General features: G+C 72.9%; 22 protein-coding genes. 13 read left to right on the top strand and 9 right to left on the bottom strand.

All coding sequences use genetic code 11. The features are described 5' to 3' along the window. Window positions 1-46 precede the first annotated feature (46 nt). From ACIBTX_RS11785 to ACIBTX_RS11770, 4 genes are all read left to right on the top strand, one after another. Window positions 47-256 carry a helix-turn-helix domain-containing protein gene (locus ACIBTX_RS11785; protein WP_007465625.1) on the top strand — a complete coding sequence of 70 codons (210 nt, stop codon included), beginning with the start codon at window positions 47-49 and terminating at the stop codon, window positions 254-256. A gap of 214 nt (window positions 257-470) precedes the next feature. Then, window positions 471-572: a 30S ribosomal protein bS22 gene (locus ACIBTX_RS11780; RefSeq protein WP_007465623.1), complete on the top strand. Its 102-nt coding sequence runs from the start codon at window positions 471-473 to the stop codon at window positions 570-572. A gap of 116 nt (window positions 573-688) precedes the next feature. Next, window positions 689-1,765 (top strand): NAD-dependent epimerase/dehydratase family protein, encoded by a 1,077-nt coding sequence (locus tag ACIBTX_RS11775; RefSeq protein WP_357129173.1) that lies wholly within the window; start codon window positions 689-691, stop codon window positions 1,763-1,765. Window positions 1,766-2,094: 329 nt separating this feature from the next. Continuing rightward, the gene (locus ACIBTX_RS11770; RefSeq protein ID WP_357129258.1) at window positions 2,095-2,952 is read left to right on the top strand and encodes a lysophospholipid acyltransferase family protein; all 858 of its coding nucleotides are present in this window, start codon (window positions 2,095-2,097) and stop codon (window positions 2,950-2,952) included. A 3-nt stretch (window positions 2,953-2,955) separates the two neighbouring features. Here the strand turns inward: ACIBTX_RS11770 and ACIBTX_RS11765 are convergent, their stop codons facing one another. The 3 genes from ACIBTX_RS11765 to ACIBTX_RS11755 form a co-directional block, all read right to left on the bottom strand. Continuing rightward, window positions 2,956-3,831 (bottom strand): HAD family hydrolase, encoded by an 876-nt coding sequence (locus ACIBTX_RS11765; protein WP_396832423.1) that lies wholly within the window; start codon window positions 3,829-3,831, stop codon window positions 2,956-2,958. 178 nt (window positions 3,832-4,009) lie between these two features. Further along, complete coding sequence (locus ACIBTX_RS11760) at window positions 4,010-4,888, bottom strand: DUF5667 domain-containing protein (protein WP_357392840.1); 879 nt, start codon at window positions 4,886-4,888, stop codon at window positions 4,010-4,012. 288 nt (window positions 4,889-5,176) lie between these two features. Next, the gene (locus tag ACIBTX_RS11755; protein ID WP_357392841.1) at window positions 5,177-6,130 is read right to left on the bottom strand and encodes an ECF subfamily RNA polymerase sigma factor, BldN family; all 954 of its coding nucleotides are present in this window, start codon (window positions 6,128-6,130) and stop codon (window positions 5,177-5,179) included. 594 nt (window positions 6,131-6,724) lie between these two features. On the opposite strand from ACIBTX_RS11755, the gene ACIBTX_RS11750 reads away from it, so the two are divergent. Genes ACIBTX_RS11750 through ACIBTX_RS11740 form a run of 3 tightly spaced genes read left to right on the top strand, consistent with a single transcriptional unit; the run spans window position 6,725 to window position 9,277 of the window. After that, complete coding sequence (locus tag ACIBTX_RS11750; protein WP_357392842.1) at window positions 6,725-8,350, top strand: AMP-binding protein; 1,626 nt, start codon at window positions 6,725-6,727, stop codon at window positions 8,348-8,350. Further along, entirely contained in the window at window positions 8,340-8,594 is a 255-nt protein-coding gene (locus ACIBTX_RS11745; RefSeq protein WP_355050810.1) for a glutaredoxin family protein, read from the top strand. Before ACIBTX_RS11750 ends, ACIBTX_RS11745 begins: the two co-directional genes overlap by 11 nt. A gap of 17 nt (window positions 8,595-8,611) precedes the next feature. Further along, window positions 8,612-9,277: an HAD hydrolase-like protein gene (locus tag ACIBTX_RS11740; protein ID WP_357172331.1), complete on the top strand. Its 666-nt coding sequence runs from the start codon at window positions 8,612-8,614 to the stop codon at window positions 9,275-9,277. Here ACIBTX_RS11740 and ACIBTX_RS11735 read toward each other — a convergent pair. Together ACIBTX_RS11735 and ACIBTX_RS11730 are read right to left on the bottom strand one after the other, a co-directional pair. Then, window positions 9,258-9,914 carry a response regulator transcription factor gene (locus ACIBTX_RS11735; protein ID WP_357129188.1) on the bottom strand — a complete coding sequence of 219 codons (657 nt, stop codon included), beginning with the start codon at window positions 9,912-9,914 and terminating at the stop codon, window positions 9,258-9,260. The genes ACIBTX_RS11740 and ACIBTX_RS11735 overlap by 20 nt on opposite strands. Before the next feature lie 41 nt (window positions 9,915-9,955). Continuing rightward, window positions 9,956-11,257, bottom strand: a complete 1,302-nt coding sequence (locus tag ACIBTX_RS11730) for a sensor histidine kinase (RefSeq protein WP_357129191.1) — start codon at window positions 11,255-11,257, stop codon at window positions 9,956-9,958. Window positions 11,258-11,740: 483 nt separating this feature from the next. Here ACIBTX_RS11730 and ACIBTX_RS11725 point away from each other — a divergent pair, with 483 nt between their 5' ends. From ACIBTX_RS11725 to hemB, 5 genes are read left to right on the top strand one after another with little or no spacing between them, the layout of a single operon-like run. After that, on the top strand, window positions 11,741-12,511 hold the full coding sequence (locus ACIBTX_RS11725; RefSeq protein ID WP_357129194.1) for a redox-sensing transcriptional repressor Rex: 771 nt from the start codon (window positions 11,741-11,743) through the stop codon (window positions 12,509-12,511). Continuing rightward, window positions 12,508-13,905 (top strand): glutamyl-tRNA reductase, encoded by a 1,398-nt coding sequence (locus tag ACIBTX_RS11720; protein WP_357172328.1) that lies wholly within the window; start codon window positions 12,508-12,510, stop codon window positions 13,903-13,905. Before ACIBTX_RS11725 ends, ACIBTX_RS11720 begins: the two co-directional genes overlap by 4 nt. After that, window positions 13,902-14,870 carry a hydroxymethylbilane synthase gene (hemC, locus tag ACIBTX_RS11715; RefSeq protein WP_357129200.1) on the top strand — a complete coding sequence of 323 codons (969 nt, stop codon included), beginning with the start codon at window positions 13,902-13,904 and terminating at the stop codon, window positions 14,868-14,870. Before ACIBTX_RS11720 ends, hemC begins: the two co-directional genes overlap by 4 nt. Further along, a complete protein-coding gene (locus ACIBTX_RS11710) occupies window positions 14,867-16,447 on the top strand; it encodes a uroporphyrinogen-III synthase (protein WP_357129203.1) in 1,581 nt (526 codons plus the stop codon). The genes hemC and ACIBTX_RS11710 overlap by 4 nt, the downstream gene beginning before the upstream one ends. 23 nt (window positions 16,448-16,470) lie before the next feature. After that, a complete protein-coding gene (hemB, locus tag ACIBTX_RS11705) occupies window positions 16,471-17,454 on the top strand; it encodes a porphobilinogen synthase (protein WP_357129206.1) in 984 nt (327 codons plus the stop codon). On the opposite strand, the gene ACIBTX_RS11700 is transcribed toward hemB, so the two are convergent. Together ACIBTX_RS11700 and ACIBTX_RS11695 are read right to left on the bottom strand one after the other, a co-directional pair. Continuing rightward, window positions 17,405-18,931: a DHA2 family efflux MFS transporter permease subunit gene (locus tag ACIBTX_RS11700; protein WP_357129209.1), complete on the bottom strand. Its 1,527-nt coding sequence runs from the start codon at window positions 18,929-18,931 to the stop codon at window positions 17,405-17,407. The genes hemB and ACIBTX_RS11700 overlap by 50 nt on opposite strands. Window positions 18,932-18,940: 9 nt before the next feature. Further along, a complete protein-coding gene (locus ACIBTX_RS11695; protein WP_357129212.1) occupies window positions 18,941-19,513 on the bottom strand; it encodes an NAD(P)H-dependent oxidoreductase in 573 nt (190 codons plus the stop codon). 57 nt (window positions 19,514-19,570) lie between these two features. On the opposite strand from ACIBTX_RS11695, the gene ACIBTX_RS11690 reads away from it, so the two are divergent. Further along, window positions 19,571-19,918 (top strand): MerR family transcriptional regulator, encoded by a 348-nt coding sequence (locus ACIBTX_RS11690; RefSeq protein WP_357392843.1) that lies wholly within the window; start codon window positions 19,571-19,573, stop codon window positions 19,916-19,918. Between the two features lie 45 nt (window positions 19,919-19,963). Here the strand turns inward: ACIBTX_RS11690 and ACIBTX_RS11685 are convergent, their stop codons facing one another. Continuing rightward, window positions 19,964-20,899, bottom strand: a complete 936-nt coding sequence (locus tag ACIBTX_RS11685) for a CU044_5270 family protein (protein WP_357129218.1) — start codon at window positions 20,897-20,899, stop codon at window positions 19,964-19,966. Between the two features lie 18 nt (window positions 20,900-20,917). Continuing rightward, complete coding sequence (locus ACIBTX_RS11680) at window positions 20,918-21,487, bottom strand: RNA polymerase sigma factor (RefSeq protein WP_357129221.1); 570 nt, start codon at window positions 21,485-21,487, stop codon at window positions 20,918-20,920. Window positions 21,488-21,645: the final 158 nt, after the last annotated feature.

Below are 21,645 nucleotides of genomic sequence, written 5' to 3'. Positions count from 1 at the left end.
ATCCGTCGGGTTGGCCCGCGCCGGGCATGGGATGGGTCGGTGAGCCATGGCCGGGTCGCAGTCCGACGGACGGCTGTCGGAGGTCAAGTTCCTGACCGTCGCGGAGGTGGCGACGGTCATGCGGGTGTCGAAGATGACGGTCTATCGCCTCGTGCACAGCGGTGAGCTGACCGCGGTCCGGGTGGGCCGGTCGTTCCGGGTGCCCGAGCACGCGGTGCACGAATACCTGCGAGGCGCCTTTCAGGAAACCGCCTGAGCCACCGGACGGCCGATTGAGCGCCCCCTAGGCGTCATGGACGGGGGCGCGTTGGTCCTGCTGAGGCTCTGCGGCTACCCTGGAGCGCGACCGAGACCCTGCCGGTGCGCCCCGCCGCCCAGACTGGTCCGGTCCGTTGTCCGCATGCGGTCTCCGTCGTCACCTGCGTGGTGTCATCCGGTCCGCCCCGCACGTTGTATCGAAAGGCTGTCGTATGGGCTCGGTGGTCAAGAAGCGCCGTAAGCGCATGGCTAAGAAGAAGCACCGCAAGCTGCTGCGTAAGACCCGCGTCCAGCGTCGCCGTCTCGGCAAGTGACCGGCGCCGGGCTCTGCCCGGCAGCGTCGCTTGCCAAACTGTCGACCTCCGGAGGCTCAGGTGATCAGGCCGTGGTCGTCCCGGCTCGATCCCGCCTGTCGGGGTAGGTGCGTCAGATGACCCCCGGTAGCACCCCAGGTGCTCCGGGGGTCGTCGTCGTGACCGGGGTCGGTCGTTACCTGGGCGCCCACGTGGCGGCCCGACTGGCCGCCGATCCGCGTATCGAGCGGGTCATCGGTGTGGACGCGCCGGAGCCGGCCGCCGAGTTCACCGATCTGCTGGACCGGGTCGAGCGGATCCGTGTCGACCCGGCTTCGCTCGGTGGGCTCCTCGCCGATCTGGACGTCGACGCGGTGGTCCACCTCGCGTTGGTCAGCTCTCCCGACCGGCAGCACGGTGGCCGGTCGGCCATGAAGGACCAGAACGTCATCGGGACCATGCAGCTCCTCGCCGCCTGCCAGCGGGCGCCCCGCCTCCGCAAGCTCGTGGTCCGGTCGTCGACCGCCGCGTACGGGGTGTCGTTCCGCGACCCGGCGGTGTTCACCGAGGAGACCGAGCCGCGCGAGGTGCCGCGCGGCGGTTTCGGCCGCGACATCCTCGACGTCGAGGGGTACGTCCGAGGTTTCCGTCGCCGTCGGGCCGACGTGACCGCGACGGTGCTGCGTTTCGCCCCGTTCATCGGTTCGACCGCCGACACGACCCTGACGCGCTACTTCGCGCAGCCGTTCGTGCCGACCGTGTTCGGCCGCGATCCCCGGCTGCAGTTCCTGCACTTCGACGACGCGTTGGAGGTGCTGCACCGGTCGATCGTGGAAGACCATCCGGGCACCTACAACGTCGCCGGTCCGGGCGTGCTGTCGCTGTCCCAGGCGATCCGGCGGGCCGGGCGGGTGGCCGTGCCGGTGCTCGAGCCGGGGCTGTCCGGCGCGGCGGCGCTGGCCCGCACCATGGGGGTCGGCCGCTACGGCCTCGACCAGGTCGATCTCTTCGTGCACGGCCGGGTCGTCGACACCACGCGCCTTGAGCAGGAGTACGGCTTCACGCCGCGCTCCACGGCCGAGGCGTTCGAGGACTTCATCCGCGCCCACCACGGTAGGGCGGTGCTCAGCCGGGGGCAGTTGGCCGCCGCCGAACAGTTGGTTCTGGACGGCATCCGGCAGGTCCGTGCCGCGGTTCGGGAGCGCACATCTTGACCGGGCAGGGGCAGGACCCGCAGGGGATCGGGCGGTTCGACGTACCGCTGGTTCCGCCCGTGCCGGACGCGGAGCCGGCGCGGCGCAACGGCCACCGCCCGGCGGCCCGGCTCGCGCCCACCGCGACACCCGCTGACGAGGTCGACACGCCGACCGACGGCCCGGCGGGTACGTCCGCCGACGAGGTCGACACCGGCGCCACCGACGAGCCGGCCAGCGGAAGCCCGCCCGCCTCCGGTGGCACCGCGCCGACGCCCGGCGGCACAAGCCTGCCGGCTTCCGGCGGTGGCACAAGCGCGCCGGCTTCCGGCGGTGGCACCGCGCCAGCGGTGGCGGATCGGCCCGGGGACCAGTGGGACCGCCGGGTCGCCAACGGCCTGGCGTTCCTGCGTCGACGGTTGGCCGGGGACTACGAGGTCGACGAGTTCGGCTTCGACCCGGAGTTGACGGACGCGGTCTTTCACCCGTTGCTGCGGCTGCTCTACCGGGACTGGTTCCGTACCGAGGTCAGCGGGGTGGAGCACGTACCCGGCGACGGGCCCGCCCTGGTGGTCGGCAACCACTCCGGCACCGTGGCGTTGGACGCGTTGATCCTGTCGGCGGCCCTGCACGACAAGCATCCGGCCCGCCGCTACCTGCGCCTGCTCGGCGCCGACCTGGTGTTTCGGATGCCGGTGGTGTCGGAGATCGCCCGCAAGACCGGCGGCACGGTGGCCTGCAACCCGGACGCCGAGCGGCTACTCGGCGGTGGCGACCTGGTCGGCGTGTTCCCCGAGGGGTTCAAGGGCATCGGCAAGCTCTACGCGGACCGGTACAAGCTGCAACGGTTCGGTCGGGGCGGCTTCGTCTCGGCCGCGCTGCGCACCGGCACCCCGATCGTTCCGGTCGCCATCGTCGGCGGCGAGGAGATCTATCCGATGCTCGCCGACATCAAACCCCTCGCGCGACTGCTCAAGCTCCCGTACTTCCCGGTCACGCCGACCTTTCCGTGGCTCGGGCCGCTGGGGATGGTGCCGCTGCCCAGCAAGTGGCTGATCGAGTTCTGCCCGCCGATCCCCACCGCCCACCTGACCGATTCGGCGGACGATCCGCTGGTCGTCTTCAACCTCGCCGACCAGGTGCGGGAGACCATCCAGCAGACCCTGCACACGCTGCTGGAACGGCGACCCGATCCGTTCGGCCCCTGACGCTCAGCCGGCGCGACGGCGACGCTGGAGGGCCAGGCCGGCGGTGACCGCGCCAGCGACCAGCCCGGCCGCCGCCGTCGACGGTACGGCGATCTTGACGGCTCGGCGGCCGGTACGGAAGTCCCGTACCTCCCAGCCGCGCTGGCGGGCCTGCCGCAGCAGCGCGCCGTCCGGGTTGACCGCGACCGCCCGGCCCACCGCGGAGAGCATCGGCAGGTCGTTGGCCGAGTCGCTGTACGCCGCGCAGCGGCTCAGGTCCAGCCCTTCCACGGCGGCGAGCTGGGCGACCGCCTCGGCCTTCGCCGGCCCGTGCATGAGATCGCCCACCAACCGCCCGGTGTACGCCCCGGCCCGCACCTCGGCCACCGTGCCGATCGCACCGGTCAGGCCGAGTCGGGCGGCGATCACCCGGCCGATCTCGACCGGGGCGGCGCTGACCAGCCACACGCGCTGGCCGGCGTCCAGGTGGCGTTGGGCGAGCTGGCGGGTACCGGCCCAGATCCGGGGGGCCATCAGCTCGTCGAAGATCTCCTCCGAGAGGCGTTCCACGTCGTCGACCCGCCACCCCTCGACGAAGGCCAGCGCGGCCTCCTTCGCCTGGGACATGTCGCCCGCGTGCTCGCGGGCGAGCAACCGGAACCGGAGCTGCTGCCAGGCGAAGCGGGCCAGGTCGGCGGTCGTGAAGTAGTTCCGGGCGGCGAGCCCCCGGGCGAACCAGTAGATCGACGCGCCCTGCATCATCGTGTTGTCGACGTCGAAGAAGGCGGCGGCGGTCGGGTCCGGTGCGGGCGGGGTGACCGACGCCAGGTCGGTCTCCGCCCAACCGGCGGTGTGTCCCTGAACGTCGGTGCTGACCGTCATCCTGCGGCTGCGCGCCACGCGACTTCCCCTCCTTCCGCAGCTACGACGATGCCTCCAGCGAGGGTATCCGGAACGCACGACCGACCGGCCGGGCACAGAAAACCGTGCCGCGACCGGTCGGTCGTGCGCTCTCGCGCAGCGGGTCCGTGGGCCTGGTTCCGCCGTACGGGTCAGTGGGCCCGGTCTCGTCGTGGGCTCAGCGCGTGCCGGGGCAGGTGCTCGGGGTGGGCCCGAGGGTGTCGCTGCCGGTCGGCGCCGGCAGGCCGCACGCGATGGCGGCGCGGACCGCGTCCGACCGCTCCCGGATGCTGTCCAGCAGGGCCAGCGACCGCCGGGTCCGTTCCCGGTCGGCCCGGCCGGCCCCGTCGAGCAGGTTGTTCACCGCCCGCCGCTGGCTGGCAACGAACGTGTTGACGGCGTCCAGGCTGGCCGGCTCGGCGCGCTGCACAGCGGCGGCGGTGAGCAGGCGGATGCCCTGCCGGGTGTCGGCGTCCATGTCGTCGAGGACAGCGCTGTAGCCGATGCGGTCGCCGCGCAGCTCGGCCGCCTCGCCGAGCCGGGTCCGGGCGAAGTCCAGGAAGAGCTGGCCACGGCTGATGTCCGAGCTGGCCAGGGCGAGTTGCGCTCGCTCGGTGGACCGCTTCATTCCGTAGAGCGCGTCGCCGGGAACGGCGTTCTCGCTGGCGGCGGAGATGCCGGAGACGGCGATGGCGCCGGCGGCGATGCCGACCAGGATCGCTCCCCGGGCACGGGCCCGCCGGGCGGTGACCGCCGGCAGCAACGAGCCACGGCTCGTGGTAGCGGCACGCGGGGCGGCCGGCTCGGCGGTCGCCGGGGTCGTGCCGATCCCCTCACGCTCGGCGGTGGCGAGCAGCATCGCCCGCAGGCCGGTGCGGAAGTCGGGATCCACCTCGACGGTCGGAGGATCGGCGTTGATCCGATGGCCCACCGCGACGAGCGGCGCCAGCTGGCTGTCCACCCGGGACCGCACGTGGTGCCGCCGGCCGCCGTTGGCCTCGTCGAGAAGTTGCGCGAAGCGCTCGGCACGCCGGCGGGAGAAGAGGTCGTTATCCACCGCAGGCACCTCCTCTCGCTGGTCACGGCCGGTCGGCCGCCGTGTTTACGGCGACCGGGCGGCGTTTGTGACACCACGGAGGTGAGGCGCCGTCCGGCCTGCCGGGCGGACCTCGGTGCCCCGGCCCTGCCGGGACATCCACCGGTCGCACCCGGAGAAACGCGGCGGACCGGGCACGGGTTACGGGCCGGGCGGGGCGGAAATCACAGAAAGTGATCGGCGTCACCGAGTGAGACCCGCCCTGAGCTGCGCAGACAGTGATCGACGCTCGTCGGTGCGGCTAGCGAATCACGGTTGGAAACCGTCGGGCAGCAGTCGGGCCAGCGCACGGACGGCCCGGTACTGCAGAGCCTTGATGGCACCCTCGTTCTTGCCCATGGCGCGGGCCGTCTCGGCCACCGAGAAGCCCTGTAGGAACCGGAGCACGATGCACTCCTGCTGCTCCGGGTTGAGCTGTTTGACGGCGGTGAGCAGGGCGACATTGGTGATGTGTTCGACCACCGCCGCTTCCGGGCTGCCCTCGGGGCCGCGATCCTCGCGGTCGGCGTCGAGCACGTCGCCCGTGGTGACCTCCAGCCGGTACCGGCCGGACTTGAAATGGTCCGCGACCAGGTTGCGGGCGATGGTCACCAGCCAGGCGCCGAGATCGCGGCCCTGCCAGGTGAAGCTCCCGATCCGCTTGAGGGCACGCAGGAACGTGTCCGACGTCAGGTCCTCGGCGAGCTGACGGTTGCCCACCCGGAAGTAGACGAACCGGAAGACGGTGTCCACGTACCTGTCGTAGATGAGACCGAACGCCGCTGACTCGCCGGCCTGTGCGCGCTCGACCAGCGTCCAGACCTCGGTGGCCGGGTCGGACGGGTCCGGACGGCTCGGGAAACCGGTCGGCGTGGTCGGCGCGGCGGCCGGAACCGCCGGGATCACCGCCGTCTCGCCCGCGGCCGGGTCGGTGGCCGGCGCCGGGGCGTCGCCGGCCCGGCGGCCCTGCGACGGCATGGTCGGTCGGGTCGGCGCGGCGACCCGACCGCCGGTCGGCATCGCGTTGCCACCGGGGACCGCCGGTCTCGGTGGAGGCTCGTTGGTGTGGGGGCGGTTGCGGGTCCGCTGCGCGGGGCTCTCGCCCCGCAGCGCGGCGTGCGGGTCGCCCAGCGGCGCGCGGGTTGCCGGCCGTTCGTTGACCTGCGAGCGGGGCGTCTGGCCGGTCAGGCCGACGGGACGTTCCGCGTATCCGAAGGTGGTCATCGCGCCGCCCCCGTCCCCTTGGTGGCCGGACGGGCCGGTTTGCGGGTCGTCGGTGCGGACCGACCGGGTAGCCGGTCGGGCAGGACTGTTCCGGGGTGTGCCGACGGGCGGCAGTTCCCCTTGAGGTGCTGGTCCAATGCGCTCACAGGCACGGGGGCCTCCTCGGGCTGAGGGGTGTCGACTCACGGCAAATGGGGTGAGCCGACCCGAGTGATAATAGGGCCAACGTCACCCGCGCGTGGCAAGTCCGTTACACAAGGCGGAAGTATTTCCCGCTGTGTCGCACCGGCGGCGGACCGGTTGTCCGTCGTGTGCGTTTGACTTTCGACCGACCGGTTGTTCCAGCATGGATCCCCAGGTCGGACGGCACATTGGCCGATCAGCTGAGCGGTACCCGCCACCCGCCGTACCGGCTGGGCCGAACCGTTGACCGGGTGCGTCGCCCGTCCCATCAGCCGGACTCGATCGGTGCGTCGGTGGCACGGTGGGCGTCCCGTTGACGGGACGATCTGCGGCCGTCGCCGCGCGGCCGTCGAGGCGTGGCCCGTCGACCCGTCGAGGCGTGGCCCGTCGACCGCGGCTGTGCCAGACTCGATGACCGTGCAGGACTTCCCGCCGAACCTCGCCGACCGCGTCCGCCGGGCGGCTCTCGACCACGGCGACCGGCCCGCGCTGCACTGGCGGGATCAGCAGGTGAGCTGGTCCGAACTGGACGCCGCCGTGACCGCCGCCGCGTACGGCCTGGCTTCCGCCGTTCCGGCCACCGAGCCGGGCGACACACCGCCCCGGGTGGCGATCGCGCTGACCAACACCCCCGACTTCGTTCTCGGGTGGCTCGGCGCGCTGCGGGCCGGACTGGTCGCGGTGCCGGTCAACCCCGGCTTCACCGCCCCGGAGCTGCGACACGTGCTGTCCGACTCCGGCGCGTCGCTGCTGATCGGCACCGAGCGGGTCCGCGGCCTGGTCGCCGAGGTGGCCGCCGATCTGCCGGCGCTCACCGCCGTGCACGACACCCCGCCGACCGCCGGGCAGCCCGGGCCGCGTCCCCGGGCCCGCCGCGGCGGGGACGACCTCGCCGTACTGCTCTATACGTCGGGCACCGCCGGCCGTCCGAAGGGCGCGATGCTCTCCCACCGCGCGCTGCTGGCCAACCTCGACCAGGTCGACGCCATCGAGCCGCCGGTGGTCGGCCCGGACGACACGGTGCTGCTGGCCCTGCCGCTGTTCCACGCGTACGGCCTCAATGCGGGGCTCGGCGCCGTCGTCCACCATGGTGCCGCCGGCGTGCTGCTCGACGAGCCGGACCCGACGGCGGGACTCGCCGAGATCGCCCGGCACCGGGTCAGCGTGCTGGTCGGCGTACCGTCGATGTTCCTGGCCTGGGCCGACGCCGACACGGCCCGCGCGGCGACCGCGTCGGTACGGGTGGCGGTGTGCGGCGCGGCGCCCCTGGAACCCGCGGTCGCGGCGCGCTTCACCGCGGCGACCGGCCACCCGGTGCACATCGGCTACGGCCTCACCGAGACCGCGCCGGTGCTCACCTCCACCCTGGTCGGCAAGGTGGCGAAGGCCGGCTCGATCGGGCGGCCGCTGCCCGGCGTCCAGCTACGCCTGGTCGGGCCGGACTCGGTGGACCTGTGGCGCGACGGCCAGGCCGTCCCGGACGACGACACGGACGAGCTGGACATCTCCGACGCCGCCCCCGGCACCGACCCGGGGCAGATCGTCGTACGCGGCCCCAACCTCTTCGACGGCTACTGGCCGGACGGCCGCGACGGTCCGGACGCCGACGGCTGGTGGGGCACCGGCGACATCGCGTACGCCGACTCCGACGGCGACCTGCACCTGGTGGACCGACTCGGCGACCTGATCCTGGTCAACGGCTTCAACGTCTATCCGCACGAGGTCGAGTTGGTGCTCGCCGGGCACCCCGGGGTGGCCGAGTCGGCGGTACTGGGTGTGCCGCACCCGCGAACCGGCGAGACTGTGCGGGCGTACGTGGTGCCGGCGTCGGGGCGGCCGGTCAGCGGCGAGGAGTTGCTCGCACACTGCGCACGGAACCTGGCCCGGTTCAAGTGCCCGACCGCCGTCGAGTTCGTCGACGCACTGCCCCACTCGGCGATCGGCAAGGTACGAAAGACCCAGCTCCGGTCGGCGGCCCCGGCCGGATCGCCCGCATCCGCCGACGACGCCCGCACGGAGGTACCCGATGGCCACTGACGCCCGGCTCGCCCTGATCACCCGACCCGGCTGCCACCTGTGCGACGACGCCAAGGCCGCGCTCGACCGGGTGGTGGCGGTCACCGGCGACAAGTGGGTCGAGTGGGACGTCACCGGCGACGAGGAGCTGGAACGGGAGTACGGGGACCGGCTGCCGGTGGTGATGCTCGACGGCAAGGAGCACGGCTACTGGCGGGTGGAGGAGGATCGGCTGCTGCGGGACCTGACCACGCCGCAGCTCTGAGGGCCTAGGGTGCTCGGATGACCCCTGCGCACCCCCACCTGGTCTGGGACTGGAACGGCACCCTGCTCAACGACCTCAGCCTGGTGGTGGCCGCCACCAACGCCGCGTTCGCCAGCGTGGGCGGGCCGACCGTCACCTCCGACGAGCACCGGACGCGCTTCCGTCGGCCGATCGCCGACTACTACGCCGAGGTGCTCGGGCAGGCCGTGGACGACGAGGCGTTCGGTCGGCTGGACCGGATCTTCCACGACGCGTACCGCGACGGGCTGACCACCTGCGAGCTGGCCGCCGACGCGCGGACCGCGATGGCCGCCTGGGACGGCAGCCAGAGCCTGCTCTCCATGTGGTTCCACGAGGAGCTGGTGCCCACGGTGCACACGTACGGGCTGACCGGCCACTTCACCCGGGTCGACGGTCTGCGGGCGACGGTCGGCGGCGACCGCAAGGCCGAGTCGCTGCGGCGGCACCTGGCCGAGCTGGAGGTGGACGGCAGCGCGGTCGTCCTCATCGGCGACTCCATCGACGACGCGGACGCGGCCCTCGCGGTCGGCGGTCGCGCGGTGCTCTACACCGGCGGGTTCACCGACCCGGCCCGGCTGCGCGACTCCGGTCACCCGGTGGCCGACACCCTCACCGACGCGGTGGCTCTGGCCGCCCGGGTGGTCAGTTCCGCAGGTAGGTGAGGACGGCCAGCACCCGCCGATGCTGCTCGGTGTCCGGCGGGAGGGTGAGCTTGGTGAAGATGTTGCGGACGTGCTTCTCCACCGCGCCGTCGCTGACCACCAGGGCGCGGGCGATGGCCGTGTTCGACCGACCTTCGGCCATCAGCGCGAGCACCTCCCGCTCGCGCGGGGTCAACTCGCGCAGCGGGTCGTCGCGGCGGCGTCGGGCGAAGAGCTGGCCGACCACCTCCGGGTCGAGCACCGTGCCGCCGGCCGCCACCCGGCGCAGCGCGTCCAGGAACTCGTCGATCGCCGCCACCCGGTCCTTGAGCAGGTAGCCGATCCCGCCGCCGCCGGCGCCGCCGGTGGTGGCGAGCAGATCATCGGCGTACGACACCTCGACGTACTGGGAGAGCACCAGGATCGGCGTACGCGGCACCAGTTGGCGTGCCCGCACCGCCGCCCGCAGCCCCTCGTCGGTGTGGGTCGGCGGCATCCGGACGTCGACGATCGACACGTCGGGCCGGTGCTCGACCACCGCCTCGACGAGCGCGTCGCCGTCCCCGACGGCGGCCACCACCTGGTGCCCGCTCTCGGTCAGCAGTCGTACCAGCCCCTCCCGGAGCAGGACGGCGTCGTCGGCGATCACAATGCGCATGGGTGTGGTGTCTACCACGTCGGGACCGCCATCGCGTTGGTTCACAGCGGCAGTTCGGCGCGGATCTCGGTGGGGCCGCCGTTCGGGCTGACCACGGCCAGCTCACCGCCGGCCGCCCGCACCCGGTCGGCGATACCGGCCAGCCCGTGCCCCTTCGCCAGGTGCGCGCCGCCCTGCCCGTCGTCGCCCACCCGTACCTGGAGGTGGGTGCCCTGGCGGGCCACGGCGACCGTGGCCTCGGTGGCCCGACTGTGCTTGGCGATGTTGGTCAGCGCCTCGGCCACCACGAAGTACGCGGTGTTCTCCACCGCCGGGTCGAGTCGGCCGTCCCGCGTGCCCAACTGCTGGTCGACCTGGAGCTCGATGGGGATGAGCCCGCGACCGGCGAGCGCGGCGAGTGCGCTGGGCAGACCCCGGTCGACCAAAATCGGTGGGGCGATGCCGCGCGACAGCGCCCGCAACTCGGCAAGGGTTTCCCGGGTCTGGGTCACCGCCTCGTCGATGGTCCGGCCGGCCTCCTCCGGGTCGGAGGCGAGCTGCATCCGGGCCCGGCTCAGGTCCATCGCGAGTCGGACCAGGCGCTGCTGCGGGCCGTCGTGGATGTCACGTTCCAGCCGGCGCAGCGCGGACGCCTCGGCGGACACCGCCGCCCGCTTCTGCTCCTCCAGCACGGTGATCCGGTCCCGCATCTCGGCCACCCCGGTCAACAGGGCCCGAGCGAAGCTGGCCTGGAGCAGCGCGCAGCCCCGCACCACGATCGGCAGGGTGATCAGGAAGAACACGCCGACCGCGGTGTTCAGCCCGATCCGGGCGGTGGTCGAGTCACCCAGGCCGAGGAGTTGCGCCAGATCCTGGTCGTCTCCGGACGGCCGGGGCAGGGCCCAGTCGTACGCCCAGTAGAAGGAGTTGGCGATCGCGACGACCCACCAGGAGACGGTGACCACGAAGGTGGCCAGGGCCACGATCAACCGCAGGATTCCGTGCGCCAGGTCGAGCCAGGATTGCGCGTCGCGCATCGGCAGGAAGATCCGCCGCCAGGCGCTCGCGCCCGCCTCCGGCAGTCGGTAGCGCGGTCGGATCCGGGGCTGCCGGAGTACGGCGGGCAGCCGCAGCCGCTCGATGTCGGCCAGCCCGCGTGCGGCGTACAGCGTGCCGCTGAGGATCGGCAGGCCGATCACGGTGACCATCAGGCCGAGGCCCGCCGAGAGGCCGACGATGAGGACGACGAAGCTGGCCACTGCCAGTGGCAGGCCGAGAAGCACGTACCCGGAGTCGACGAAGAGTTGGCGGGGGATGCTCCGTGCCAGCGGCTGCCGGTCGCTGGTGGCGGCAAGGGCGGTCATGGCTCAAAGGCTAGGCAGCCGCGGCCCCGCCCCCCATCCCGAAGCCTGGTCTCTCCCCGGTAGTGCTGCCCCCACCCCGCGGTCCTCCGAACCCACGCTCCCGCCCATTCCCGCGCCGATCTTGCAGTTGCTGTCGATGATTTGCGTAGCTGCGGACGTTATGGAACGACCGAAAGTGCAAGATCGCGAGGTCGGGGGTGGGGGCGGGGGCGGGGACGGGGGTGGGGCGCGGGATTGGTCAGAGAAGTCGGGATTGAGTAATAATCGCGCGGGTGGTGAGCGCTCAATCGATCTTGTGGAATGGAGGGGCGGGTGGGGTCGCGGGCTGGAGCGGCAAGATCGCGATTTGTGCACGTCTTCACAAGCGCCTACTCTGTAGTTCCGACGCGCCCTGCTAGCACAGCCGGAAACCACGGTCGCCAGCGGGAGTCCATAAGCGGCCGACCAGCAGAGTTGGCCGAGGATCGCACCGCACGGAGTCTCATGAGTCAGCACCGTCAGCCAGGTGCGCCCGGCCGCGCCGGTGCCGTACCGGCGCTTCCGGACCTTCCCGAGGCGACCGTCGCTCGGCTCCCGGAATACCTGCGCGCGCTGCACAACCTCGCCGACGTCGGCCACGAAACGATCTCCAGTGAAGGTCTCTCGGCGGCCGCCGGAGTCAACTCCGCGAAGCTCCGCAAGGACCTCTCCCACCTCGGCTCGTACGGCACCCGGGGCGTCGGCTACGACGTCGCGTTGCTGATCGAGCAGATCGAGTACGTGCTCGGGCTCACACAGCGTCGCGCTGTCGCCCTGGTCGGCGTGGGTAATCTCGGTCACGCCCTGGCCGGCTACGACGGGTTCGCCAGCCGGGGCTTCCGGATCGCCGCACTGTTCGACGCCGATCCCTCCCGGGTCGGCGAGGAGATCAACGGGCTGGTGGTCCGGCATGTCGACGACCTGCCGGCGGTCGCCGCCCAGGAGTCCATCGCGATCGGCGTGATCGCCACCCCCGCCCCGGCCGCCCAGCGGGTCGCCGATCAGCTGGTCGCGGTCGGCGTGACGAGCATCCTCAACTTCGCGCCGTGCGTACTCTCTGTTCCGGAGGGGGTCGACGTGCGCAAGGTCGACCTCGCCATCGAGCTGCAGATTCTGTCCTTCCACGAGCACCGTAAGGCGTCGCTGACCGCGCTGCCCGCCACCGGCGGGTCCGCTCTCACCGCCCTGCCCGGCGGTCTCGCGGCCACCGACACCCAGGAGGCGATCGGCACGTGAAACTGCTCGTCGTCGGCGCGTCCTACCGGACCGCCCCGGTCGCCACGCTGGAGCAGCTGGCCGTGCCCCCCGCCGACCTCACCCGCACCCTGGACCGCCTGGTCGCTCAGCCGTACGTGAGCGAGGCGGTGCTCGTCTCCACCTGCAACCGGGTGGAGGTGTACGCCGCCGTGTCCGGTTTCCACGGCGGGCTCGGCGACATCTGCGCCGTCCTGGGCGAGCAGGCCGGCAGCACCCCGGCGGCGCTCGCCAACCACCTGTACGTCCACTACGACACCGCCGCCGTGGACCACGTCTTCCGCGTCGCCACGGGGCTGGACTCCATGGTCGTGGGCGAGGCGCAGATCCTCGGCCAGTTGCGCGACGCGTACCACTGGGCCACCGGCGCCGACTCGGCCGGCCGGCTGCTGCACGAGCTGATGCAGCAGGCGCTGCGCGTCGGCAAGCGAGCCCACGCCGAGACCGGCATCGACCGGGCCGGCCAGAGCGTCGTCACCGCCGCGCTGGAGTTGGCGGCCGGGCACCTCGACGGTGATCTCGCCGGCCACCCGGCTCTGGTGATCGGGGCCGGTGCGATGGGCTCGCTCGGGGTGGCCACGCTGTCCCGGCTGGGCGCCGGGCCACTCACGGTCACCAACCGGGGCATCGACCGGGCCGTCCGGCTCGCCGAGTCGTACGGTGCGGGCGCCGCGCCGATGACCGAACTGGCCGCCACGCTCTCCACAGTGGACATCGTAGTGGCCGCCACCGCGTCCACCGAACCGGTCCTCACCCGGACGGTCGTCGGGGCCGCGCTCGCCGAGCGCGACCCGGCCCGGGGCCCGCTGGTCCTGCTCGACCTGGCCGTTCCGCGCGACGTCGAGGAGGGCGTCGCCGACCTGGCCGGCGTCGAGGTGATCGACATCGACCGGATGGCGGCGCTGCTCGCCGACGGTCCGGCCGCGGCGGACGCCGCCGCCGTCGAAGGAATCGTGACCGGCGAGGTGGAGGGCTTCCTCACCTGGCTGCGCGGCGCCGACGTGGCGCCCACCGTGGCGGCGCTGCGGGGTCGCGCCGACGACGTCGTCGCCACCGAGCTGCGTCGGCTGGCCCAGCGCCGTCCCGACCTCGGCGACGACCTGCGCGCCGAGGTGGCCCGTACGGTGCACCGCGTGGTGCAGCGGCTGCTGCACCAGCCCACCGTCAAGGTCCGCCAGCTCGCCGCCGAGCCCGGTGGCGACCAGTACGCCGCCCTGCTGCGTGAGCTGTTCGACCTGCAGGTGCCACAGACCTCACCGGTGGACACCGTCCCCGACGTGCTGAGCCCCGAGATCGGCAGGCCGGCCGCCGAAGACGACCCGGCGCCCGGCTCGGACGCCACCGACCCCGTCCCGCCCACCGGAGGTGCGCGATGACCGCCCCCCTGCGCCTCGGTACCCGGGGCAGCACCCTGGCGATGGCCCAGTCCGGCCAGGTCGCCGAGGCCGTGACCGCCGCCACCGGCCGCCCGGTCGAGCTGGTCGAGGTGGTCACCGCGGGCGACCGCTCCAGCGCGCCGGTGCACCGGCTCGGCGTCGGAGTGTTCGTCTCCGCGCTGCGCGACGCGCTGACCGCCGGGACGATCGACTTCGCGGTGCACTCGTACAAGGACCTGCCCACGGCCGCCGCCGGCGGGCTGCACATCGCGGCGGTGCCGCCCCGGCAGGATCCGCGCGACGCACTGATCGCCCGCGGTGGCCAGACGCTCGCCGAACTGCCGCCCGGCGCCACGGTGGGCACCGGCGCGCTGCGCCGGATCGCCCAGTTGCACGCGCTCGGCCTGCAACTGGAGGTCACCCCGATCCGCGGCAACATCGACACCCGCCTGGCGCGGGTGCTCGGCCCCGATGCCGACCTCGACGCGGTCGTCCTGGCCCGGGCCGGCCTGGCCCGGATCGGTCGGGCCGACGTGATCACCGAGACGCTGGACCCGATGCTGATGCTGCCCGCGCCCGCCCAGGGCGCGCTGGCAGTGGAGTGCCGAGTCGACGACCAGGATCTGGTCGAGCTGCTCGGAACGCTCGACCACGCACCGTCGCACGCCGCGGTCATCGCGGAACGCGCGTTGCTGGCCACCCTGGAGGCCGGGTGCAGCGCACCCGTCGCCGCCTACGCCGAACTCGCCGAAGGCGAGAACGGTGACGAGATCTACCTGCGCGGGGCGGTGATCAGCCCGGACGGCACTCGTGACATCCGGCTGTCCCGCACCGGAACGCCCGCCGACGCTGCGGAGATCGGTAAGGCACTCGCCGCCGAACTCCTCGACCTCGGCGCCGACTCGATCCTCGGCCACGAAGGACACACCGGCCCGGGGACCCAGCAATTTGGGAGCACAGAATGACCCGCACCCGTAAGCCCGTCGGCCGTATCGCGTTCGTCGGGGCGGGCCCCGGCGACCCAGGTCTGCTGACCCGCCGGGCGCACGACGCCCTGGTCGACGCCGATCAGGTGATCTACGACCGGGGGGTCCCGGAGTCGCTGCTCGCCGCCGTGCGCGCCGAGGCCCGGGACGACGCCGAGTTCACCCCGGCCGAAGGCGCCCCGGGGGACGTGGCGAAGGTGCTGATCTCCGCCGCCCGGTCCGGGCTGAACGCGGTGCACCTGGTCGCCGGTGACCCGTTCGGCCACGACTCGGTGGTCAAGGAGGTGCAGGCCGTCGCCCGTACCGCCGCCCACTTCGAGGTGGTGCCCGGCGTCGGTCAGGCCGAGGGTGTGGCCACCTACGCGGGTGTTCCGCTGCCGGGTGTGCGTACCGCCGCCGACGTCGAGGACGTCAGCGCGCTGGACTTCGAGGCGCTGGCCGCCGCCGTCGGCCGGGGTTCGCTCGCGCTCGCGGTGGACGCCGGTGACCTCGCGGCCGTCCGGGACGGGCTGCTGGCCGCCGGGGTCGACGGCACCACCGGTGTCGGGGTGACCGGTGACGGCACCGGCGAGACCCAGTACACGACCACGTCGACCGTGGACAGCTTCGTGGCCGCCGCGCTCGGCTTCACCGGCCGGGTGGTGCTCACCGTCGGTGTCGGGGTGGGGCAGCGCGACAAGCTGAGCTGGTGGGAGAACCGCCCGCTGTACGGCTGGAAGGTGCTGGTTCCCCGGACCAAGGAGCAGGCCGGCGTGATGAGCGCACGGCTGCGCGCGTACGGGGCGATCCCGTGCGAGGTGCCGACCATCGCGGTCGAGCCGCCGCGTACCCCGGCGCAGATGGAGCGGGCGGTCAAGGGCCTGGTCGACGGCCGGTACGCCTGGGTGATCTTCACTTCGGTGAACGCGGTCCGCGCGGTCTGGGAGAAGTTCGCCGAGCACGGCCTGGACGCCCGGCACTTCGGTGGCGTCAAGATCGCCTGTATCGGCGAGGCGACCGCCGACGCGGTGCGCGCGTTCGGTATCCAGCCGGAGCTGATCCCCGCCGGGGAGCAGTCCTCCGAAGGGCTGCTGGCCGAGTTCTCGCCGCACGACGAGATCCTCGACCCGGTCGGTCGGGTGCTGCTGCCGCGCGCCGACATCGCCACCGAGACGCTCGCCGCCGGGCTCACCGAGCGCGGCTGGGAGGTCGACGACGTGACCGCGTACCGGACGGTGCGGGCTGCGCCGCCGCCGGCCGAGATCCGGGACGCGATCAAGTCGGGCGGGTTCGACGCGGTGCTCTTCACGTCTTCTTCGACCGTGCGGAACCTCGTCGGCATCGCCGGGAAGCCGCACGCGCGCACGGTTGTTGCCGTGATCGGGCCCAAGACGGCGGAGACCGCGACGGAGTTCGGCCTTCGGGTGGACGTCCAGCCGCCGCACGCCTCGGTGCCCGACCTGGTGGAGGCGCTCGCCGCCTACGCCGTCGAGTTGCGCGAGAAGCTGGCCGCCATGCCGGCCAAGCAGCGCCGCGGCTCGAAGGTGCAGGGGCCGACCGCCCTGCGCTTCCGGTAGTCGTCGTTCAGGAGGACCCTTCCATGTCGTACCCCGAGATCCGGCCCCGCCGTCTGCGCCGCACCCCCGCGATCCGCCGGCTGGTGTCCGAGACCCGGGTCGACCCGGCCGAGTTGGTCGTGCCGATGTTCGTCAAGGAAGGGTTGACCGAGCCACGGGCGATCGCGTCGCTCCCGGGGGTGCTTCAGCACTCCCGGGACTCGCTGCGCAAGGCGGCGGCCGAGGCCGTGCAGGCCGGCGTTGGCGGGATCATGCTCTTCGGGGTCCCCGAGCAGCGGGACCCCACCGGGTCCGGCGGCATCGACCCGAACGGCATCCTGAACGTCGCCATCCGCGACGTGGTGGCCGAGGTCGGTGACGCCACCGTCGTGATGAGTGACCTGTGCCTGGACGAGTTCACCTCGCACGGGCACTGCGGGGTGCTCGCCCCCGACGGCGACGTCGACAACGACGCCACCCTGGCCGCCTACGCCGAGATGGCGGTGGCCCAGGCCGCCGCCGGGGTCGACGTGGTCGGGCCGTCCGGGATGATGGACGGCCAGGTCGGGGTGGTACGCCGGGCGCTCGACGCCGCCGGGCACCAGGACGTGGCGGTGCTGGCGTACGCCGTGAAGTACGCCTCGGCGTTCTTCGGCCCGTTCCGCGACGCCGTGGAGTCGGCGCTGGAGGGTGACCGGCGCAGCTACCAGCAGGACCCGGCGAACGTGCGTGAGTCGCTGCGCGAGGTGGCTCTCGACATCGCCGAGGGCGCCGACATGGTGATGGTCAAGCCGGCGCTGCCCTACCTCGACGTGGTGTCGGCGGTCCGGGCCGCGGTGGACGTTCCGGTCGCCGCCTACCAGGTCTCCGGCGAGTACGCGACTGTCGAGGCCGCCGCCGCGAACGGCTGGATCGACCGGGAGCGGGTGATGATGGAGACCCTCACCTCGATCAAGCGGGCCGGCGCGCAGATCATCCTCACCTACTGGGCGGTCGAGGCCGCCGGTCTGCTCCGCCAGCGTTACTGAGCGGCTCCCCGGCTCCGCCCGGGCCAACCGCCTCGTCGGCGCCCGCGACGGTGGTCGGAAGTCGCCGGCTGGTCAGCCAGGCGAGCGCCAACAGCACGGCCGAGACCGCCAGCGCGAGCCGGGTGGCCAGCGCCAGTTCCGGCGCGAGGTCGAGCCGTCCGGCCGGGTCGAGCCGGCCGGCCGCCGTGATGCCCCCGCCGCCCAGGCTCGGGGCCACCCGGTCGGTGAGGAAGGACAGGACGGCGGCGATCAGCGCGGTGCCGGCCGCGACCGAGGTGTGTGACACCGTGGTGAGCAGGGTGGAGCCGGACGGCACGTCGTCGGGCGGAAGCGACCGGCTGGCCGCCGTCATCGTCGGCATCAGCGTGGCACCCATGCCCAGGCCGATGACCGCGCCCAGCGCGGCCAGCAATGGGTACGACGTGTCGGCGTCGAGCACCAGCACCCGGACCACCGTGCCGGCCACGGCGGTGCAGATGCCCAGCCCGACCACCCGCCGCGCCGAGACGCGATCGACGAGCCGGGTCGCGACCTGGAGCGTCAGCCCGGTGGTCAGCGCCTGCGGGATGCCGATCACCCCGGCCAGGGTGGCCGAGTCACCGCGTACCACCTGCACGTAGGCCGGGAGGATCAGGAACGAGCCGAAGTATCCGGCGGCGAAGAGGGCCACCGTCGCGGCGCCGGGGGTCATCCCCGGCGCGCGCAGCACCGCCAGGCGCAGCAGTGGCTGCCGGACCCGGCCGGCCCGCACGGCGAAGGCGACCACCAGCAGGACGCCGAACGCGAACGGCAGCAGCACGGAGGCGGTGCCGACCCCACCCCGCTCGCCGGTGACGCTGAGGCCGTACACCGCCAGCGCCAGCCCGGGGCAGAGCAGCAGCAGCCCGACGACGTCCAGCCGGACCGGTGCTCGTCCCGCATCGGCGACCGGCAGCACCGACCGGCCGAGCACCATCGCCACCAGCCCCACCGGCAGGTTGATCCAGAAGATCCACCGCCAGGACGCGTGATCGAGCAGCAGCCCACCCAGCACCGGCCCGATGAGCGGCCCGACCAGTACCGGAAGACCGAGCAGGCTCATCATCCGCCCGCGCCGTCCCGGCGGAACCGCGGCGAGCGCGACGGCCATCCCGACCGGGTTGAGCAGTCCGCCCCCCAGCCCCTGCAGCACCCGGAACGCGATCAGCGACCCGACGCTCCAGGCGGCCCCGGCCAACACGGAACCGGCGGTGAACAGCAGCAGCGCGGTCAGGTAGGTGCGGCGGGCGCCGAAGCGACTGATCGCCCAGGCCGCGGTGGGCATCACCGCGACCAGGGCGAGCGCGTAGCCGCTGGTGACCCAGCCGATCGTGGTGAGGTTGGTGTCGAGGTCGTCGACCAGCCTCGGCAGGGCCACCACGGTGACCGTGGTGTCGATCACCGCGAGCAGGCCACCCAGGGTCAGGTACCAGCCGAGCCGTCGCGCAGACGTGTCCATGTCGTCTGTTCAGGGCCGGACCCGGCGGGCGGTGCGCAGCGCCTCGGCCCACCAGGCCAGCTCGCTGAGCGTGGCGTCGGCCGCCTGCCGCAGCGGCTCGTCGTCGACCAGCCGCCCGTCGGCGTCGAGTCGTTCCCAGGGCGCCCGGAGCACCACCCCGGAGCGGGTCGTGGCGGCCTGCACCTCGGCGAAGACCAGCCGGAGCTGCTCCACCGCGCGGATGCCGCCGGAGCTGGCGCCGTACGACACGAAGGCCACCGGCTTGCGGGCCCACTCCCGGTAGTGCCAGTCGATGGCGTTCTTCAGGGCGGCCGGGAAGCTGTGGTTGTACTCGGGCGTCACCACCACGAACGCGTCGGCGGCGGCCAGGCGGGCACTGATGGGGCTGGTCGAATTGCCGCCGGGAGGGGTGTCGGCGAACGGTAGCGCCACCTCGGCGAGGTCGACGAGGTCCAGGTCCAGGTCCGCGCGGCGGCTCCCGTGCGCGACGAACCAGTCGGCGATCGAGCGGCCCACCCGAGGTTGCCGGACGCTCCCGACGAGCACGGCGACGGTCGGTGCGGTGTTCTCTTGCGTAGTCATGCCTCGGACGCTAGGACTTGAAGTAATGATGAAGTCAATGGCGGCGGGGGAATGACGATGGGCGCGTTGACGGTCGGCGAGGTGGCCCGGGAGAGCGGCGTCAGCGGCTCCGCCGTGCGGTTCTACGAGCGGCAGGGACTCATCACGGCTGCCCGTACGGGCGGCAACCAGCGGCGCTTCGACGTCGACGCGGCCTGCCGGATCAGGGTGGCCCGGGTGGCCCAGCGCATCGGTCTGACCGTCAACGAGATCCGCGAACTGCTCGCGGCCCTGCCCCCCGACCCCCAGCCGGCCGACTGGCACGGCCTGCACGATCGGCTGACCGCCGAGGCCGAGCGGCGCATCCGCGACCTGCACGCGGCGCTCGACGACATCGGCTCCGGTCGCCGCCTCTGCGACCTCTGACTCCGTCCGGTCCGCAGTCCGCTGGTCGCCCGCGCGCCATGACGATCAGGGCAGGCGTCCCGGCCGCTCGACCACCGCGATCCGGGTGACGGCGGTGCTCGTGTAGGGCATCTCCCGGCCGTCGCGCACCAGAAGACGGCGGCTGCCGAGGTAGGCGTGGGTTTCCCGGTCGAAGATCAGGTCGAGGTGCGCGCCGATCACGCCCGGCGTCCGCAACGCCACCCCCCGCCGGCCGGCCGCGTCCCGAACCTCGCCGGACAGCACGGTGGCCCCGGGCACCTGGGCCATCGCCTCGAACAGCGCGCCGCGTGATTGGGGCGGCACGTAGCCCTCCAGCATCCAGGTGCCGTCGCCGAAGATCGCCGTGGGGTTGTTCCTGATGGCCTCCAGGTCCGCCCCGGCGGGCAGGTCCACGGGGACCGGATGGTCCCGCAGGTAGCGGACCATCTGCTCCGGCTCCGTGGGCAGGCCCTGGAAGTAGCCGGGCGGCGGTGACATGTCCGAGACGTCGTCGGTACGCCACTCGTCGGGGCGGCTCTCCAGCCGCCGTCGCTGCTGCCAGGTCGTGCCGTCACCGACCGGCACCCAGCGTTGGAGCCGCTCGACGACGTACGGGCCGGCGGTCGGCCGCTCCCGGTAGGTGAGTCGCAGTTCGACGAAGAGGTACTGGCCGGGGCGGGCCACCAGGTCGGGCTGCTGACGGGCCGAACCCGCCGCTGCGGTCAGGACCTCCGCCGCGCTCGCCGTCGGCGGGGCGTCGCCGAGCGTCTGGGTCAGCAGCCCGCCGGCGGTCAGCAGGGCGACCAGCCCGCCGATGCCCGCCAGCCGCCAGCCCGGTGCGCGCCACCGGAGGTTCCGGCGGGGCGTACGGACCGCAGGCGCGATCGAGGCCGTGTCGGGGGACCGGGTGGCGATGTGCTCCCGCAGTTCGGTGAGGAGTCGTTCCTCGAAGGTGCCCAGTGGCTTCTCGGTGTGGGTCATGGCGCTCATTCCTCCGGGTCAGACCAGCGCGGATTCGGACGTGGCGAGCGCGAGGCGGATCGCCCGGCGGGCCCGGTGCACGCGGACCCGGGCGGCGACCGGGGAGATCCCGAGCGCACCGGCCGCGTCGGTAAGGGACAGACCATCCACGGCGACGAGTTCCAGCAGGGCGCGGGTGTGCTCCGGCAGCCCTCCGAGGGCCCGGTAGGTGCGCCGGGCCAGCGATTCCGCGTCGATGCGCTCCTCGATCCGGGCGATGTCGTCCGCGTCCAACAGCCGTCGTCCCGCCAGCCGACCGCCGGCCCGCATAAGTCGGGTCGCCCGGCGGTGCTCGGCGGCGATGACGTTCCGCGCCACACCGAAGAGCCAGGCCAGTTCGTTGCCGCGCTCGGGCCGGTAACCGGCTGCGGAGTCGATCACCGCCAGGAACACCTCAGCGGTGAGGTCTGCGGCGGTGTGTGGGTCGTCGACGCGGCGGGCCACGAACCGGCCGATCGTCTCGACGTGCCGACGGTAGAAGCGTTCGAAAGCGGCCGGATCCGTACCGATGATGGTCAGGTCGTCCCCGCCGGGGCTCGGGCTGTTCACAGGCCGTCCTCTCGTTGGCCGTCCTTACACCCCTTCATTGGCTCGGCGACGACGTGGCGTTACATCCGACCGCCCCTCGTCCCGTCGCCACCGCGTCCGCGCGGCAACTCCTGCGAAAACAAGGATGTAGTGGCCTCCTTGATCGGCGGAGGCCACTA

This window comes from Micromonospora sp. NPDC049359 (assembly GCF_044466585.1).
Lineage (GTDB): Bacteria > Actinomycetota > Actinomycetes > Mycobacteriales > Micromonosporaceae > Micromonospora.
This window is presented reverse-complemented; position numbering and strand designations above follow the sequence as displayed.

What these genes read in the sequence shown, in the direction of transcription:
- ACIBTX_RS11785 (WP_007465625.1), top strand. Translation starts at nt 47, where the DNA reads ATGGCCGGGTCGCAGTCCGACGGACGGCTGTCGGAGGTCAAGTTCCTG.
- ACIBTX_RS11780 (WP_007465623.1), top strand. Translation starts at nt 471, where the DNA reads ATGGGCTCGGTGGTCAAGAAGCGCCGTAAGCGCATGGCTAAGAAGAAG.
- ACIBTX_RS11775 (WP_357129173.1), top strand. Translation starts at nt 689, where the DNA reads ATGACCCCCGGTAGCACCCCAGGTGCTCCGGGGGTCGTCGTCGTGACC.
- ACIBTX_RS11755 (WP_357392841.1), bottom strand. Translation starts at nt 6,130, where the DNA reads ATGACCACCTTCGGATACGCGGAACGTCCCGTCGGCCTGACCGGCCAG.
- ACIBTX_RS11750 (WP_357392842.1), top strand. Translation starts at nt 6,725, where the DNA reads ATGACCGTGCAGGACTTCCCGCCGAACCTCGCCGACCGCGTCCGCCGG.
- ACIBTX_RS11745 (WP_355050810.1), top strand. Translation starts at nt 8,340, where the DNA reads ATGGCCACTGACGCCCGGCTCGCCCTGATCACCCGACCCGGCTGCCAC.
- ACIBTX_RS11740 (WP_357172331.1), top strand. Translation starts at nt 8,612, where the DNA reads ATGACCCCTGCGCACCCCCACCTGGTCTGGGACTGGAACGGCACCCTG.
- ACIBTX_RS11735 (WP_357129188.1), bottom strand. Translation starts at nt 9,914, where the DNA reads ATGCGCATTGTGATCGCCGACGACGCCGTCCTGCTCCGGGAGGGGCTG.
- ACIBTX_RS11730 (WP_357129191.1), bottom strand. Translation starts at nt 11,257, where the DNA reads ATGACCGCCCTTGCCGCCACCAGCGACCGGCAGCCGCTGGCACGGAGC.
- ACIBTX_RS11725 (WP_357129194.1), top strand. Translation starts at nt 11,741, where the DNA reads ATGAGTCAGCACCGTCAGCCAGGTGCGCCCGGCCGCGCCGGTGCCGTA.
- hemC (WP_357129200.1), top strand. Translation starts at nt 13,902, where the DNA reads ATGACCGCCCCCCTGCGCCTCGGTACCCGGGGCAGCACCCTGGCGATG.
- ACIBTX_RS11710 (WP_357129203.1), top strand. Translation starts at nt 14,867, where the DNA reads ATGACCCGCACCCGTAAGCCCGTCGGCCGTATCGCGTTCGTCGGGGCG.
- hemB (WP_357129206.1), top strand. Translation starts at nt 16,471, where the DNA reads ATGTCGTACCCCGAGATCCGGCCCCGCCGTCTGCGCCGCACCCCCGCG.
- ACIBTX_RS11700 (WP_357129209.1), bottom strand. Translation starts at nt 18,931, where the DNA reads ATGGACACGTCTGCGCGACGGCTCGGCTGGTACCTGACCCTGGGTGGC.
- ACIBTX_RS11695 (WP_357129212.1), bottom strand. Translation starts at nt 19,513, where the DNA reads ATGACTACGCAAGAGAACACCGCACCGACCGTCGCCGTGCTCGTCGGG.
- ACIBTX_RS11690 (WP_357392843.1), top strand. Translation starts at nt 19,571, where the DNA reads ATGGGCGCGTTGACGGTCGGCGAGGTGGCCCGGGAGAGCGGCGTCAGC.
- ACIBTX_RS11685 (WP_357129218.1), bottom strand. Translation starts at nt 20,899, where the DNA reads ATGACCCACACCGAGAAGCCACTGGGCACCTTCGAGGAACGACTCCTC.